Consider the following 16299-nt stretch of genomic DNA (forward strand, 5'->3'; position numbering starts at 1 on the left):
GCCCTCCGTACCCGACGTGTCTGGCCGGCCTCCCTGGCTGCTGCCTCCGTCATGGTCGCCCTGTCCGCCTGCAATCAGAAGCAGCAGGCCGCAGCTCCGGTTCCGAGCCCACCCGCCGAAGTGAGCATCGTCACCGTCCGCGAGCAGCCGATCCCTTATCTCCGCGACCTCCCCGGCCGCGTCGCGCCCCTGCGCATCGCCGAAGTGCGTTCCCGCGTCTCCGGTCTCGTGGTCAAGCGCACGTTCGAACAGGGCAGCTTGGTCAAGGAAGGCGACATCCTCTACAAGATCGATCCCGCCCCGTTCGAGGCGGAACTCGCCAGCGCAGAGGCAGCGCTCGCCCGCACGGAGGCCGCCCAGGTTCTCGCCGGCCAGCAGGCAGACCGACTCGAGCAGCTCCTGTCCCGCCAGACCGCGAGCCAGGCGCAGTACGATAGCGCCTATGCCGGCCTGAAACAGGCCCAGGCCGAAGTCGCCGGCGCCAAAGCCGCCCGCGACCGGGCCAAGCTGAACCTCAACTATACCGACGTCCGCGCCCCGATCTCTGGCCGGATCGGCCGCGCCCTTCTCACCGAGGGTACGCTGGTGGAACAGGGGGCCACCGCCAACCTCGCCACGATCCAGCAACTCGATCCGATCTACGTGGACATCACCCAGTCCGTCGGCGAGCTGAACAAGCTCCGCAGGGACCTCGCCAGCGGCGAACTCTCCCGCCTGTCCAACGACACCGCCAACGCGCATCTGATCATGGATGACGGTTCTCTCTACGGCTCGGCCGGCAAGGTGCTGTTCTCCGATGTCACCGCCGATCCGAGTACCGGACAGGTCACCCTGCGCGTGCTCTTCCCGAACCCGCATGACGAGCTGTTCCCGGGCATGTATGTCCGCGCCCGCATCAAGCAGGGCATCGACGTCGATGCCATCGCGGTGCCTCAGCAGGCGATCCAGCGCACCAATGACGGCAAGGCCGAGGTCTGGGTGGTCGGCAAGGACGACAAGGTGATGCTCCAGCCTGTGGAGGTCGGACCCGTCGTCGATTCCCAGTGGGTCATTCGCGACGGGCTCAAGTCCGGCGACCGCGTCGTCGTGGAGGGCGTCCAGAAGATATCGGTCGGTTCGTCGGTCAAGACCGTCGAGATGAAGGTGGCTGCCCAGGCGGAGGCCAAACCCTACGATACCGATCTCGACGACAAGTCGGCCGCTGCGCAGCCCGCTTCCGCTCAGGTGCGCTGACCCATGGCCCGCTTCTTCATCGATCGCCCGATCTTCGCATGGGTCGTTGCGCTTTTCATCTGCCTCGGCGGGATCCTGTCGATTCCGAGCTTGCCCGTGGCGCAGTATCCCGTCATCGCTCCGCCCTCGATCGCCCTCTCCACATCCTATCCCGGAGCGTCGGTCGAGAACCTCTATACCGGCACCACCCGCCTCATCGAGGATGAGCTCAACGGCGCGGCCAACATCCTCAGTTTCGAATCCGCGAGCGATGCGTTCGGCGTCATCGAAATCACGGCGCAGTTTCAGCCGGGCACGGATTCGAGTCTCGCGGGCGTCGAGGTTCAGAACCGCCTCAAGCGCGTCGAGGCGCGCCTGCCGGCCGAGGTACGCCAGCAGGGCACGCTGGTGGAGGAAGCCTCAGCCGCGACACTGAACATCATCACCCTGATCTCGCCCGACAAGTCGATGGACGAGATTGCGCTGGGCGACTTCCTCATCCGCAACGTCATCAACGAGATCCGCCGTATCCCCGGGGTGGGTCGCGCAACGCTCTACTCCACCGAGCGCAGTCTCCGCATTTGGATCGATTCCGACAAGCTGCGCGGCCTGTCCCTGAACGCGTCCGACGTCTCGAAGGCTATCACCAACCAGAACGTCCAGATCGCATCGGGCGCCGTCGGCGCCATGCCGAGCCCAGCCTCGAACACCGTCAACTTTCCCATCATCGTCAAGGGTCAGATGACGGCGCCCGAGGAGTTCGGCGCCATCGTCCTGCGAGCCAACCCGGACGGGTCGAATGTGCGCCTGCGCGACATCGCCCGGATCGAGCTCGGCGGTGAAGACTACAAGTTCACCACCCGGCTGAACGGCGGTGAAGCGGCGGGCATCTCGGTGACCCTGGCGCCGGACGGCAACGCCCTCGAGACCGCCTCCGCCATCCGCGCGAAGATGGAGGAGCTGTCGCAGTTCTTCCCGTCCAACGTGCAATGGGACATCCCCTACGACATCACGCCCGCCGTCGAGGCCTCGATCAAGAAGGTGCTGATGACGCTGGTGGAGGCCGTCATCCTCGTCTTCGTGGTGATGTTCCTGTTCCTCCAGAACATCCGTTACACCCTGATCCCGACCATCGTCGTTCCGATTGCCCTCATGGGGACCTGCACGGTGATGTTGCTCGCCGGCTTTTCGGTGAACGTGCTGACGATGTTCGGCATGGTACTGGCCATCGGCATCCTCGTCGACGACGCCATCGTGGTCGTCGAGAATGTCGAGCGCATCATGAACGAGGAAGGGCTGTCTCCGAAGGAGGCGACCCGAAAGGCGATGAGTCAGATCACCGGCGCCATCATCGGCATCACCCTGGTGCTGATCGCCGTCTTCATCCCGATGGCGTTCTTCCCCGGCTCGGTCGGCATCATCTACCGTCAGTTCTCCATTGCCATGGTGACGTCCATCGGCTTCTCGGCGCTTCTCGCCCTGACGCTGACGCCGGCTCTCTGCGCCACCCTGCTCAAGCCCATCCAGAAGGGCCACGGCCATTCCAAGGGCGGCGTGTTCGGCTGGTTCAACCGGATCGTCGACCGCGAGACCGCGCGCTACGGCCGCGGCGTGGCAGGGATGATCCAGCGCTCGGGCCGGGTGATGATGGTCTACCTCGCCCTCGTCATCGGACTCGCCTTCGCTTTCGTGCGGATGCCGGAAGGCTTCCTTCCGGTGGAGGACCAGGGCTTCTTCACGGTCGATATCCAGACGCCTCCCGGCTCGTCCTTCAACCGCACCCTCAACGCCGTGAAGGCGGTGGAGGAGCACCTGATGGCCCAGTCCGGCGTCGCTACGGTGACGGTCGTCAACGGCTTCTCGTTCTCCGGTCAGGGCCAGGTGACGAGCCAAGCCTTCGTGACGCTGAAGCCCTGGGGTGAGCGCGATGCGGCGAACTCGGCGGCTGCCTTGGTGGAGGGGACCAACAAAGCGCTCGGCACCTATAAGGACGCCGTGATCCAGGCGCTTGAGCCGCCGCCGATCGACAACCTCGGCAACGCTTCGGGCTTCAGTTTCCGCCTTCAGGATCGTGCCCAGAAGGGCTACTCGGCCCTGATGGCTGCACAGGAGCAACTGCTCTCCCTCGCGAAGAAAAGCCCGATCCTGCAGAAGGTTTATGTCGAGGGGCTACCTCCGGCACCGCAAGCGGAACTCGTCATCGATCGCGAGAAGGCGGCGGCCCTGGGCGTCGACTTCGAGGAGATCAACAACACGATCCAGGTCAATCTCGGTTCGGTCTATACCAACGACTTCCCGAACCGGGGCAAGATGCAGCGCGTGATCGTGCAAGCCGAGGACAGCCAGCGCCTCAAGGCGGCCGACCTGCTGAATTACGGGGTGAAGAACAGCCAGGGCGCGATGGTGCCGATGTCGTCCTTCGCCGATCTCAAATGGAGTGTCGGGCCGGCGCAGATCATCGGCTTCAACGGCTACCAGTCGGTGCGCATCACGGGCGAGCCGGCACCGGGCTACACCTCCGGCGATGCGATCGCCGAGATGGAGCGTCTGATGCAGCAGTTGCCCAAGGGTTTCGGCTACATTTGGACTGGCCAGTCGCTGCAGGAGAAGCAGGCCGGCAGTCAGGCGACGCTGCTGCTGGCCCTGTCGATCCTGATCGTGTTCCTGTGCCTCGCCGCCCTTTACGAGAGCTGGTCGATCCCGTTCTCGGTGCTGCTGGTGATCCCGCTCGGCGTCATCGGCTCGGTGGCGGCGGTCTACCTGAGGGGCATGCCCAACGACGTCTACTTCAAGATCGGGCTCATCACGATCATCGGCCTCTCGGCCAAGAACGCGATCCTGATCGTGGAGTTCGCCAAGGACCTGTGGCGGCCGGGCAAGTCCCTGGTCGATGCGACCATCGAAGCCTCCACGCTCCGCTTCCGGCCGATCGTGATGACCTCGCTGGCCTTCATCTTCGGTGTAGTGCCACTGGCCATCGCCTCGGGCGCGGCCTCGAAGAGCCAGCAGGCCATCGGTACCGGCGTGCTCGGCGGCATGATTTCCGCCACGATCCTGGCAGTCCTCTTCGTGCCGGTCTTCTTCGTCTTCGTCATGCGCCTGTTCAGGACGAAGCCGGTCGAGCACGAGCCGAAAGCGGCCGAGACGGGTTCGATTCCATCGAGCCATCACGCTCCGGCGGAGTAGGATCGGTTCTTCTCCGCATACCGGGAGAGGAGCCTCGACATGAAAAAGGCCTGGAGCCGGGGAGAAACCGGTTCCAGGCCTTTTTTCTTGAGATACTCACTTGGCGGCCGGGCTGACTGCCCGGTCGCCGCCTCCTAACGGAAGGCTCAGGCAGTCTCGAGCAGGCGGCGGGCGATGACCTGGGCCTGGATCTCCGCGGCACCCTCGAAGATCGAGAGGATGCGCGCATCGCAGAGCACACGGCTCACCGCGTATTCCAGCGCGAAGCCGTTGCCGCCATGGATCTGGAGGGCATTGTCCGCTGCCGCCCAGGCGACGCGGGCGCCGAGCAACTTGGCCATGCCGGCCTCGAGATCACAGCGCTTGCCCTCATCCTTCTCGCGGGCGGAGAAGTAGGTGAGCTGGCGCGCGATGTTGATCTCCACCGCCATCATGGCGATCTTGTCGGCGACGCGGGGGAAGTTGATCAGTGCCTTGCCGAACTGCACCCGATCCTCGGCGTAGCGGAGACCCAGGTCGAGGGCGTTCTGCGCCACGCCGATGGCGCGGGCCGCCGTTTGGATGCGGGCGGATTCGAAGGTCTGCATGAGCTGGGTGAAGCCCTTGCCTTCGACCTCGCCGAGGAGGTTGGCCGCCGGCACTTCGAAATTGTCGAAGGCGAGCTCGTATTCCTTCATGCCGCGATAGCCGAGCACGTGGATCTCGCCGCCGGACAGGCCGGCCACCGGGAAGGGATCCGCATCGGTGCCGCGCGGCTTTTCAGCAACGAGGAGCGACAGACCCCGGTGACCCTTTTCCTCGGGCTTGGTGCGCACGAGGCAGGTCATGATGTCGGCGCGGACCGGATGCGTGATCCAGGTCTTGTTGCCCGAGATCTTCCAGACGTCGCCGTCCTTCACGGCCTTGGTCCGGAGGGACGCGAGGTCGGAGCCGGTATTCGGCTCGGTGAACACGGCGGTCGGGAGGGTATCGCCCGACGCGATGCCGGGCAGGAAGCGGTGCTTCTGCTCCTCGGTGCCGCCGCACAGGATGAGCTCGGCGGCGATCTCCGAGCGGGTGCCGAGCGAGCCGACGCCGATATAGGCTCGGGACAGCTCCTCGGAGACGACGCACATGGAGATCTTGGGCAAGCCCATGCCGCCGTATTCCTCCGGAATCGTGAGGCCGAAGACGCCGAGCTCGGCCATCTTGGTGACGATCTCCATGGGGATGTAGGCGTTCTGGCTGTGCCACTCATGGGCGTGCGGCACGACTTCGGCGAGACCGAAGCGGCGCATCTCCGAACGGATCGCTTCCATGTCCTCGTCGAGACCGGATTTGCCGATAGTGGCAGAGCCGCCATTGTCGCGGATGCGTGCCACGAGTGCGGCGCGGTTCTCAGGCGTGTTGCCCTCGGCGATCATGCTCTCGACGGCATCCGTCCGGAACTTCATGACCTCGCGGGCGGACAGACCCAGCGAGCCGGTCGGACGCACGATCTCGCCCTGGCTCATGGGAATGCCGGAGAACATCTGGTCGAGATATTCTCCGATACCGATCTTCACGAGGAGCGCCTCCGTCTCCCCGAACTCACCGGTTTCGGTCAGGCGCGCCGCATAGGCGCCGAGTTCACGCACGCCCTCGGCATAGGTGGCGAGCCAGGCGAGGCCGTGGGCCGCATGCTGCTCGGCCTCGAGCTTCTCTGGCGAGATCTTGCCCTCGGCGGAGAGGACCTTCGCGCGAACCCGGCGGGTCGCCTCGGCGACGAGGGCCTTGGCGGCTTCGCCGGCGCCCTGGGCCAGTGTCAGGAGATCCTGCGGTTCGGTGGAGATGGCCGGGGAAGCGGACATGGTTCGAATCTCTCAAATCAGAATGAGGGTTGGCGCTCATTATAGGCAGGTTTGCCAAGTCTGTAGAGGCGTCTCGCCGCAGCGCGGCACTATCCCACCTGAATTCATTATTTCTCGCCGTGAAAAGCCTGGTTCTGCTCGGCAAAGCCAGGAGATCTGAATTTTATTGAGAGACGAATCAAAGAAAAACTCATCTTCGGCTGGCGACCGCGACCCCAATCGTGGCCACCGCCATGCCGGCCATCTGAATCGGGGCCAGTGTCTCGCCGAACAGGAGATAGGCCATCGCCGCCGAGACCGGAGGGACCAGAAAGAGCAGGGAGGCGACGCCGGCCACCTCGCCACGCCGGATCAGGGCGAGAAGAAGCAGGATACCCGCCACCGAATTCACCAGGATCGACCACGCCAGTCCGCCCCAGAGCGGCAGGGACGCGTCGAAACGGCCCTTGCCGAACAGAAGCGCCGCCGGCACGGCAAGGAGCGCGGCCCCGACGAACTGGATCGCCGCATTCGGCAGCAATTCGGCCTGCCCCGCATGGCTTTTCTGCCACAGAGTGCCGATGGTCATCGCCACCATCGCCCCGAAGCAGGCGACGAGAGGCAACGCCGGGATGCCGGACGCGTCCGCCGCACCGATCTTCGGGGCGAGTACGAGAAGCGCACCGGCGAAGCCCGTGGCGATCCCGGCCCAGCGACGCGGGCTGACGACCTCGCCAAGGAACGGCCGCGCCATCGCTGCCGTCAGAAGGGGCTGGAGACTGCCGACCAGGGCGGCGATGCCCGATGGCAGACCACGCTCCACCGACCAGAATACGCCGATGACGTAGATGCCCTGCATCAGCACGCCGGCCACCAGGGCATCGCGCCATCCCGCGCGGCTGCGAGGCCATCTCGCGCCGAGGCCGAAGGTGATGGCGCTCAGAACGATGGCGACGCCGACGAGCCGGATGGCGACGAAGGTGAAGGCCTCCGCATGGGGCGCCACGAAACGTGCGGCGACGAAGCCCGACGCCCAGATCAGGACGAAGACCGACGAGACCACGGAAGCGGGCAAGGTGCGGGTTGGGGAAGCCGGCGTATCGACTGACATGACGGTGGCGCAGGCAACACACCGAACCGCTGAACACAAGCCGCACCGGTAACGGGCGGTACTGCATCGACCTGACGACCGACCCGGACGTTGCGCCGTCGCCCGGCCTCGCGTTTAGACAGTCTGTATCGTCGAGCCCCACAGATCACGAGAAGCGCCCCACCTGCCGTGAGCCGTCTCCGCAACAGCGCCAACATCGCCAGCCTCGCCGCCCAGCGCTTCGTCTCACATGACGGCTGGGCGATCGCGAGCCATATCGCTCTCTCGATCCTGACCTCGCTGTTTCCCTTCCTGATCCTGCTCGCGGCTTTGGCCGGCCTCCTTGGCACCAAGTCGCTCGCCGACGAAGCCGGCATCCTTATTTTCGATGCGTGGCCTCGCGAGGTGGCCAAACCCATTGCCGGGGAGGTTCACCGGGTGCTCACCGAGCAGCGCGGCGGCGTGCTCACCATCGGTGCTCTCCTTGCCCTCTACTTCTCGTCCTCGGGTGTCGAAAGCCTGAGGGTGGGGCTCAACCGTGCCTATGGCCTGCGCGAGACCAGGCCATGGTGGCTCACCCGCCTCGAATCGATCGGCTATGTCGTCTGCGGCGCCTTCGCCATGCTCGCCTTCGCTCTGCTGGTTGTCCTGGGGCCGCTGATCTGGCGCAGGGTCATCGACGTGGCGCCGGGGCTCGAGCCGTTGAGCCTCACTGTCGCCCTCGGCCGCATCGGCATCACCGCCTTTCTTCTCGCGGCGGTTCTTGTCATCGCCCACAAATTCGTGGCGGCCGGCCGCCGTCCGATCCTCTCGGTGCTGCCCGGCGTCGTGGTGACGCTGGTGCTTTGGTTCCTGGCCGGCCTCGGGTTCGGCTTCTACCTCGACCGATTCTCCACCGCTTACGCCTCCACCTATGGCGGATTGGCGACCGCGATGGTCTTTCTGGTTTTTCTCTACTGGCTCGCCGCGATGTTCCTGTTCGGTGGCGAAATCAATGGCACCGTCATTGCAGCACGACGCCAGCGGCTCCAGGCCCGGATGCTGGCGAGACAGGCCGAGGCGCGCCGGCACTAAAGCAGGGTGCCGCCGGCCGGCATGCCGACATCCACCTGTGACCTTCGCGGCCTATGCCGAACGGTCTCGCGCGGGCATGAGGGCGGCAGGGCTGGCGCGATGGTCGGTCGGAGGTTCAAGGGTAATGCGCATCAGGTTCGGCTGCGAGATGGGCTACGACTTCGCCTATCCTACTCCGATGATCGTCCGGTTGACGGCGCATCCGAGCCGGTTCGCGCGCTCGACCGAGCCGGACCGTCTGGCCATCGGCCCCGAGACGCCGCACGAAGTGTTCATCGACGATTTCGGCAACCGGTGCTGCCGCCTCGTGGCACCGGCGGGGGCGGTGACCCTGTCGGTGGAGGGCTGGCTCGATGATGACGGCGATCTCGATCCGGTCGTGCCGCACGCGATCCAGCATCCCATCGAGGATCTGCCTCTGGAGGCCCTGCCCTTCCTGGTGGCGAGCCGCTACTGCGAATCCGATCTGCTCTCGAACGAAGCGTGGCGCCTGTTCGGCGATGTCCCGCCCGGATGGGCCCGCGCTCAGGCGGTCTGCGATTGGGTCCACGGCCATATCAGCTTCGGCTACGGCTATTCGAACGTAGACCGCACCGCTGCAGATGCCCTCGCCGTCGGGCGCGGGGTCTGTCGCGACTATGCTCACCTGTTCGTAGCGTTCTGCCGTGGCCTCAACATGCCGACGCGTTATTGCACCGGCTATCTCAGTTTCATCGGCGAACCAGAGCCGCATGCGCCCGGGGATTTCGCCGCCTGGACCGAAGTCTATCTCGGCGGCGCGTGGCATGTCTTCGACCCGCGCAACAACGCTCCTCGTCGGGGCCGCATCCTCGTCGCCCGGGGGCGCGATGCGGCGGACGTTCCATTGACCCATACGTTTGGATCGAACGTGCTGACGAAGTTCCGGGTCTGGGCTGAGGAAGAGGTGGAGATCGAGACCTCCGTCGGATAGTTCCCGGAGTGGCCCCCTCCCCGACTCCGGGGGAGGGGCGTTCATCCTAGGCCGCGAGTGCTAGGGCGGGCTCGGAGGCGTCCGCACCGGCCATGAACTGCGCTCGGGCGAGGTCGGCGAAGCGGCCGTTCTCCGCGACGAGTTCCTCGAAGGTTCCCGATTCGACGATCCGGCCCTCGTGGAAGACGAGGATACGGTCGGCGTTGCGAATCGTCGCCAGACGGTGGGCGATGACGAAGGTGGTCCGGCCTTCCATCACGGCCTCGAGGGCACCCTGCAGCTTGCGTTCTGTGGTCGCATCGAGAGCCGACGTCGCCTCGTCGAGGATCAGCACCGGCGGGTTCTTGAGCAACGCGCGGGCAATGGAGAGGCGCTGACGTTCGCCGCCGGAGAGCGAGCGGCCGCGCTCGCCGATGATCGTGTCGAGACCGTCGAACTGGCGATCCATGAACTCCGTCGCCTGGGCGCGGTCGAGGGCGTCGAGCATCTCCGCATCGGTAGCATCGGGACGGCCGACTTGGAGATTCTCGCGGATCGAGCGGGCGAACAGCATCGGCTCCTGGAACACCACGCCGATGTTGTGGCGCAGGGAGGCGAGGCCGATATCGCGGATGTCGGTACCGTCGATACGGATCGCGCCGGTATCCGGGTCGAACGCACGGTGCAGCAGACCCAGTGTGGTCGACTTACCCGAGCCGGTGGTTCCGACGAGGGCGATGGTTTGCCCGGCCTGCGCCGTGAAGGAGACACTCTCCACGGCCTTGCGGCGCGGGGTGTAGGAGAAGCCGACCTGATCGAAGGAGACCTCGCCCTCGAAACGGGCCACCTGCATGGCGCCGGGACGATCGTGGACGGCCGGGGTCGTGTCCAGAATCTCGAAATACTCGGCGATCTTGGGCATCTGCTGGAACAGACCGTTGATGCAAGTGGCGACCTGATCGAGGCGGGCGACGAGCATGGTGGCAAGGCTCATGAAGGCCACCACTTCGCCGATCGAGGCCATGCCGTGCTGATGCAGGGCGATACCCGTGATAAAGATGGCCGTCATGGTCAGGGTGGCGGCGGCGCGGGTCGCGACATTGGCGAGCGCCCACCACGACAGGACCGGGATCTGAGCCGCGAGCAGGTTGCGAATGATGCCGTGCATGGCCTCCTTCTCCGCCTTGGCGCGGGTGAAGGACTGGATGACGGCCACGTTGCCGAGGGCGTCGGAGGCATGGGCGGCAAGGCCCGACTGGTAGGCCTCGACCCGGCCCTGCAGCATCTCGGTGCGGCGCATGACGAAGGTGGTGAGCACGGTGAACATCGTCACCAGTACGACCAGGATCGAGCCGAGCTGCCAGTTCACGAACAGGGTCATCGGCAGGAGGACGGCCAGGGACACGACGGCGACGAAATGATCGCGGAAGAAGCCGAGCCAGAGCCAGAACATGCCGTTCGATCCTTCCAGCATCGCCTTCAGAACGCGGCCGGAATGGTTCGAGGAATGGAAGGCCAGGGGCAGTTCCAGCACATGCTCGAAGTAATTCGCCATCGAGGCGAGACGATTGCGATGGGCCAGCCGGTCCGCATGCAGTGCAATGGTGACGCCGGCCGCGATGGTGAACAGGCCGAAGGCGACCCATGCGCCGATGAGCGGCGCCAGTGTCGAGAAGGCGTTACCGTCGCTCTTCAGATGCGTCAGCTGATCGATGATGCGCCCCATGAGCAGCGGCTCGGCGAAAGCCGCGACCGCGAGGGCCACATTGGCGACAGCGAGTAGGGCTGCCAAGCGCCGATCGGCGCCCAGTAGGCCCATGACGCGCGCATAGAGACGAACCAACGGCATGACGACGTGTGCTCCGATGCCAATCACGGCGCGGTCCCTTTTGCCGGAACCTTCGCCCTCAACCCTTCGCCTTCGACCCGGCCCCCATTCATCGGAGATCACAAGCCATTCGGCGTGCTCGGCTTATCGCAAGGCCACCCTGAACGGCGAATGACAGGAATGCGCCGGGCGGACCGTTATCCTTTACGGTTCGTTCAGCGCGTCCGCCTAACTCTGGCCAAGTCGCTTTCCGCTCGGATGCTGTTCCGCGGTGCTGGGTAAGCCGACCAGGGTTCACCATGGATCTCGCAACCGGTATCGGGCTTCTCGGCGGCTTCGGTGTCGTCTTCACCCTGATCATGATCGATGGCGGCAACTTCGCCGCCTTTTTCGACAAGCACGCGGTCATCGTCATCTTCGGCGGTTCCACCGCGGCCACGATGATCCGTTTTCCGTTCGCCACGATGATGCATGGCCTGCCGATGGGCATGCGCTACGCCTTCACCATGCGGGCGATCAGACCGCGCGAACTCATCGAGGAGATCACCAAGATCGCCGACGTCGTGCGCAAATCCGGCCCGATGGCGCTGGAGAACATGGAGATCTCCGATCCCTTCCTGGCTCAGGGCGCTCGCTACATCGCCGACGGCTACGACCGCGAATTCATCCGCGACACGATGGAGCGCGACCGCGACAATTTCCTCATGCATCTCGATGAGGGCTCGAAGATCTACCGCGCCTTCGGGGACTGCGCCCCCGCCTGGGGCATGATCGGCACCATTCTCGGGATGGTGACGATGTTCGCCAACATGTCGGACCCCTCCAAGCTCGGCCCGGCCATGGCGACCGCGCTGCTCGCCACTCTCTACGGCGCGCTGATCTCCAACATGATCGCGCTCCCGCTCGCCGACAAGCTGCACGTGAAGCTGGAGGAGGAGGACGTCTCCCGCTCCCTCATCATCGACGGCATCCTGCTCATCCGCGACTCGAAGAGCTCGTCCCTCGTGCGCGAGATGCTGGTCGCTTATCTGCCGCACAACCACCGCGACGACCTCGCGGCGGAAGCAGCCTAGCGGGAAGAGGGGTAATCGGCCGTGGCCAGGAAGAAGCGCGGAGGCCATGGCGGTCACGGATGGTTCGTGACCTTCGCCGATCTCATGGCGCTGCTCATGAGCTTCTTCGTGATGATCGCAGCCTATTCCACCCAGGACCAGAAGAAGATGCAGGCCGTGGCCGGCTCCATGCGCGATGCGTTTGGCGTCAACAAGGAATCGCGCTTTTCCGGCATCATCGAGGTGAACGGCCTACCAACGCCGGGGCATATCAAGAACCGCAGCGATATCGCGCCGGAACAAGCCACCGATCGGCCAAAGCCGCCGGACAACGACTCGAATGCCCCGGAGGGGATTCAGGACAGCGGCTATCCGGAAGCGTTCGGCCTTGCCGCCGCCAGTCTGCGTCAGGCGATGCAGGACATGCCCGAGATCTCGGAACTCTCGAAGAACATCATCGTCAATCCGACGCAGAAGGGCGTTGATCTCTCGCTTGTGGATCAGGACGGCAGCACGATGTTCCCACACGGGTCGAGCCGCCCGAACGATCGGACCCGGCGCCTTCTTGAGAAACTCGCCCCCGTCATTCGAAAGCTGCCCAACCGTATCACCGTCACGGGCTATACCGCCACGGACCGGCCCGGCACGCGCCCCCCTGCCCCGCCCTGGGAGCTCTCGGCCGGTCGCGCCATCAGCGTGCGCGAAATCCTCGCCAGCGCCGGCGTGCCCGACGATCGCTTCGCTTCGGTCTCCGGCAAGGCGGATACCGAGCCGCTCTTTCCGGACAACCCGTACCTGTCCTCGAACCGGCGCGTGACGGTGACGCTCATGGGCGAGCAGGCACCGACGCCGCGCTCGATGAAGCTGCCCTGAGAAGAACGCGGGATCACTCGGCGACCAGCAACGCCCAATAGACCTTGTATTTCGAATTGGGTGCATAGGCCGTGGCGATGCCCATGCGTGTCGCCCGAGGGGCCAGCATGACGGCGTTATGGGCGGGGCTGTCGCGCCATCCCGAGAAGGCCTCCGCCAAGGTGTGGTAGCCGGCGGAAAGATTGGCCTGCGCGCCCGCATAGCCGAGCCGCTGCACCGCGATCTTCACCGTCTGGGCCTGGCTCGGCTTGTCTGCGGCCGCCATCGCCGCCGCCTCGGCTTCGGCCAGACGCTGCAGGTCCGGGTCGATCCGTAGTGGGGCACCGCCGCTTCGCGCACGATAGGCCGAGATCATATCACGCGCGGTCGCCGTATCGACCGATGCGCCGGAGGTGGTCATCGGCCAGTACAGGCTCGGAAGCGCACCGGTGGTCGGTGCTTCCTTGGCGCAGCCGGATAGCGCCAGACCGCCCAGAAGCGCGAGGCCGAACACCCGGAATCCCATCGTCATCGTTCTGGCCCCGCCTTCATCGTCGATCGTGTCGGTCTACGACACCTCCGCAGGGCTCCTACGCCGGTTCGGTTCACGGGGCGTTGCCGAGCGCATCGGCTCGGCTTCCTCGTTCGCGGAAGGGCTGACCTGCCGGTCATCGACCTCCTCCGCCTGAGCCGGCCGATCCTGGCTCCAGTTTTGCGCGAACACGCCGGCGATCTGCCCGAGCGCGGTCTGGACCGGCTCCAGGCCCTGGACGGTGACGACGCTCGATCCGGGGCCGAGAGCCGGGATGAACCCTGCGCCGGACAAGGCTTGAAACACGGAAAAGTTCAGGTCGCTCGTGACCTTCAGGCCCATGCTGACATCGATGATCATCGCGATCAGTTCGAATTCGAGGAAGGGATCGCCGATCTTGCGGAACACCACTCGCGGCGCCGGCTCCTTCAGCACGTCCGGATGGGCAGAGGCGCAGGCCACCAGCATCTCGGCGGCACGGACCGGATCCTGGTTGCGCAGGACGTTGACGGTGATGGTGACGCGGCCGGTGCGGTCGCCGCGAACCCGGTTCTTCACGATACCCGAGATGAGGTTCGAGTTCGGCACGATCACCGCCGAACGATCGAAGGTCTGGATCTCGGTGGAACGCACGGAGATGCGCTTCACGATGCCCTCGCTGTCGCCGATGAGCACCTGATCGCCGACGCGGATCGGTCGCTCCCAAAGCAGCAGCAGGCCCGAGACGAAGTTGTTGACGATGGATTGAAGGCCGAAACCGATACCGACCGAGAGCGCACCGGCGACGATGGTCAGCTTTTCGAGGCTCAAGCCCAGATAGGAGAAGGCCAGCGCCAGGGCGATCAGGAATCCGCAATAGCCGGTGATGGTGGAGATGGAGTTGCGCAAACCGGCGTCGAGGTCGGTGGCCGGCAGGTAGGTCTGTTCCAGCCAGCGCTGGACCGCGCGCGTGATGACGACGCCGATGACGAGAAGTCCCACCGCATACGCGATGGTCGAGAGCGAGATCGTCACGTCTCCGACCTTGAAGCCGAAGAAGGCGCTGCGTACGGAGGTGAAGACGTCGGTGGAATCGAGGCCCCAGGGCGCGAGCGCCAGCAGGGCGGCCACCAGGATCAGAACGACCCGGGCGAGCCCGGTCGACAGAACGGCGATCTGGTTGATCGAGCGCTTACGCAGCCCGGTATTGGCCTGAAGCGCTGTGGCGAAGCGGGTCTCGTCCTTGAGCGTACCGCCGATGAACGTGTCGGCGCTGGAGATCAGGAGGTAGAGCAACGCGATCAGGCACGCCGTCCAGACCAGCTGGTCGATGAGGAAGGCGGCGAAGGCGACATAGCCGACGAGGGGCGCGATGCCGATGACGATGACGGCCGCCCATCCGAGGAGGCGCGCCGGCCCGCCGATCGTGGTGGTGGATTCCGGCGCGACGTACGGACCGAAACACGCCTCCTCCTTGTCCGCCGTGTCAGCGAAACGATGCAGGCCGATGGCGAGGATCAGGATGGTGGCGAGGGCGCCGATGCCACGGGTGGCGATGGAGATCGACAGGGCGGCGTAGATGCCGGAATTGAGCGCCTCGATGGATTTCACCACCGTGATCACCGTGGCGATGCCGACGGCGAGCCGCGTCAGCCGCGACGCCGTCGAATCGCTGAGCGGAGCCGGGCGCCAGGACGGCTTTTCCGGCGACAGCAGCGCATCGCAAAGGGCTTCGACGAAGGCGATGAAGGCGAGGCCGCCGAGGATGGCGCCGGCCACCGGCATGAGTCGCTGCGGCAGCAGGTCCGTGGAATCGAGAGCGTAATAGACGGCGTAGCTTCCCACCACCGCCGGCACGGTGCCGAGGAGGAAGACGCGCCAGGCCGCCATCAGCTTCATGCGCTGAGTCGGATCGACCACGCTCTGGCTGCGCCGCCCGAGGCGCGGGGCGATGTTCCGGCGTCCGAAATACAGCGCCACGGAGATGCCCAGAGCTACCCCGAGTAGGAGGAGATTCCAGATCGATCCGTTGCGGCCGAACAGGCCGGCGATGTCGGTGACGGCGGCTTGCAGAGCCCGTATGTCGCGCGGGACATCGTCGGCGATACGCATCCAAAGGTCGGGATTCACCAGTGCCGACGAGCGCTCGAACAGGCCGCGAGTGAAAGCCGCCCTACGCTTGTTGGTGATCTGGTCGATGATCTGGTCGCTCTGCACGAGGAGCGATTTCGCCAGCCGCTGCGTCTCGTCGATCTCAGCGACCGCATGTTCGCGCTCGACCCGCTCCTTGGCGACGTCCTCGCCCTCCTCGCCTTCCTTCGGCTTCGGGCCGAGCTGCGTCAGGCGCTCGCGGGCGGCTTCGAGGCGCGGGGTGGTGGCATCGATGATTTGACGGATTCGGTCTGCGATGGCGTCGAGGCCGTCGCGTGCTTTCAGCAGGTTGGCGGGATCGACGTTGCGGCCTGCGAGAAGCTTCTCGCGCTCGTCGAGATTGGCCTTGGCTTCGTCGAGCCGGTCGCGGACATTCTTGATCGCCTCCGACACCGCCTGTTTCGGTGCTGGCGGCTTCGCGGCCGGAGCGGGGGCTGTAACAGCGGGTGGGACGGCGGCGGGCGGCGGCTTTGCCGGCTCCGTCTGCGCGGGGGCGGCGGGCGCCGCCTGGGCCAGAACCGGAAGGGGATTCAGTAGGGAAGCACCCATCCACGCGGCAAGGAGCGCTGCATGTCGCATTCTGCCCTTCATGAATCCCAGTTCC

At 65.4% G+C, this 16299-nt stretch carries 11 protein-coding genes; 6 read left to right on the forward strand and 5 right to left on the reverse strand.

Annotation, left to right across the window (positions count from 1 at the left end; translation table 11 throughout):
- Nucleotides 1-51: 51 nt before the first annotated feature.
- Together ASF34_RS00480 and ASF34_RS00485 are read left to right on the forward strand one after the other, a co-directional pair.
- On the forward strand, nt 52-1233 hold the full coding sequence (locus tag ASF34_RS00480; protein WP_018043056.1) for an efflux RND transporter periplasmic adaptor subunit: 1182 nt from the start codon (nt 52-54) through the stop codon (nt 1231-1233).
- A 3-nt stretch (nt 1234-1236) separates the two neighbouring features.
- Nucleotides 1237-4398: a multidrug efflux RND transporter permease subunit gene (locus ASF34_RS00485; protein WP_056157542.1), complete on the forward strand. Its 3162-nt coding sequence runs from the start codon at nt 1237-1239 to the stop codon at nt 4396-4398.
- 146 nt (nt 4399-4544) lie between these two features.
- On the opposite strand, the gene ASF34_RS00490 is transcribed toward ASF34_RS00485, so the two are convergent.
- Nucleotides 4545-6227 carry an acyl-CoA dehydrogenase family protein gene (locus tag ASF34_RS00490; protein ID WP_018043054.1) on the reverse strand — a complete coding sequence of 561 codons (1683 nt, stop codon included), beginning with the start codon at nt 6225-6227 and terminating at the stop codon, nt 4545-4547.
- Nucleotides 6228-6417: 190 nt separating this feature from the next.
- Nucleotides 6418-7317: a DMT family transporter gene (locus ASF34_RS00495; RefSeq protein WP_056157547.1), complete on the reverse strand. Its 900-nt coding sequence runs from the start codon at nt 7315-7317 to the stop codon at nt 6418-6420.
- A gap of 168 nt (nt 7318-7485) precedes the next feature.
- Here ASF34_RS00495 and ASF34_RS00500 point away from each other — a divergent pair, with 168 nt between their 5' ends.
- Together ASF34_RS00500 and ASF34_RS00505 are read left to right on the forward strand one after the other, a co-directional pair.
- Nucleotides 7486-8370: a YihY/virulence factor BrkB family protein gene (locus ASF34_RS00500; RefSeq protein WP_056141417.1), complete on the forward strand. Its 885-nt coding sequence runs from the start codon at nt 7486-7488 to the stop codon at nt 8368-8370.
- A gap of 124 nt (nt 8371-8494) precedes the next feature.
- Entirely contained in the window at nt 8495-9322 is an 828-nt protein-coding gene (locus ASF34_RS00505) for a transglutaminase-like domain-containing protein (protein ID WP_056157550.1), read from the forward strand.
- 46 nt (nt 9323-9368) lie between these two features.
- Here ASF34_RS00505 and ASF34_RS00510 read toward each other — a convergent pair whose 3' ends face one another.
- On the reverse strand, nt 9369-11150 hold the full coding sequence (locus tag ASF34_RS00510) for a glucan ABC transporter ATP-binding protein/ permease (protein ID WP_056157553.1): 1782 nt from the start codon (nt 11148-11150) through the stop codon (nt 9369-9371).
- Nucleotides 11151-11428: 278 nt separating this feature from the next.
- On the opposite strand from ASF34_RS00510, the gene ASF34_RS00515 reads away from it, so the two are divergent.
- A complete protein-coding gene (locus ASF34_RS00515) occupies nt 11429-12202 on the forward strand; it encodes a motility protein A (RefSeq protein ID WP_018043049.1) in 774 nt (257 codons plus the stop codon).
- Nucleotides 12203-12223: 21 nt separating this feature from the next.
- The gene (locus ASF34_RS00520; protein WP_056157556.1) at nt 12224-13054 is read left to right on the forward strand and encodes an OmpA/MotB family protein; all 831 of its coding nucleotides are present in this window, start codon (nt 12224-12226) and stop codon (nt 13052-13054) included.
- Between the two features lie 13 nt (nt 13055-13067).
- Here ASF34_RS00520 and ASF34_RS00525 read toward each other — a convergent pair whose 3' ends face one another.
- On the reverse strand, nt 13068-13565 hold the full coding sequence (locus ASF34_RS00525) for a CAP domain-containing protein (RefSeq protein WP_082493976.1): 498 nt from the start codon (nt 13563-13565) through the stop codon (nt 13068-13070).
- A gap of 36 nt (nt 13566-13601) precedes the next feature.
- Entirely contained in the window at nt 13602-16274 is a 2673-nt protein-coding gene (locus tag ASF34_RS00530) for a DUF3772 domain-containing protein (protein ID WP_244478852.1), read from the reverse strand.
- Nucleotides 16275-16299 lie beyond the last annotated feature (25 nt).

It is taken from the genome of Methylobacterium sp. Leaf106, from assembly GCF_001422895.1.
Lineage (GTDB): Bacteria > Pseudomonadota > Alphaproteobacteria > Rhizobiales > Beijerinckiaceae > Methylobacterium > Methylobacterium bullatum.

Coding starts and splice junctions, on each gene's coding strand:
- ASF34_RS00480 (WP_018043056.1), top strand. CDS start 52: ATGGTCGCCCTGTCCGCCTGCAATCAGAAGCAGCAGGCCGCAGCTCCG.
- ASF34_RS00485 (WP_056157542.1), top strand. CDS start 1,237: ATGGCCCGCTTCTTCATCGATCGCCCGATCTTCGCATGGGTCGTTGCG.
- ASF34_RS00490 (WP_018043054.1), bottom strand. CDS start 6,227: ATGTCCGCTTCCCCGGCCATCTCCACCGAACCGCAGGATCTCCTGACA.
- ASF34_RS00495 (WP_056157547.1), bottom strand. CDS start 7,317: ATGTCAGTCGATACGCCGGCTTCCCCAACCCGCACCTTGCCCGCTTCC.
- ASF34_RS00505 (WP_056157550.1), top strand. CDS start 8,495: ATGCGCATCAGGTTCGGCTGCGAGATGGGCTACGACTTCGCCTATCCT.
- ASF34_RS00510 (WP_056157553.1), bottom strand. CDS start 11,150: ATGCCGTTGGTTCGTCTCTATGCGCGCGTCATGGGCCTACTGGGCGCC.
- ASF34_RS00515 (WP_018043049.1), top strand. CDS start 11,429: ATGGATCTCGCAACCGGTATCGGGCTTCTCGGCGGCTTCGGTGTCGTC.
- ASF34_RS00525 (WP_082493976.1), bottom strand. CDS start 13,565: ATGACGATGGGATTCCGGGTGTTCGGCCTCGCGCTTCTGGGCGGTCTG.
- ASF34_RS00530 (WP_244478852.1), bottom strand. CDS start 16,274: ATGCGACATGCAGCGCTCCTTGCCGCGTGGATGGGTGCTTCCCTACTG.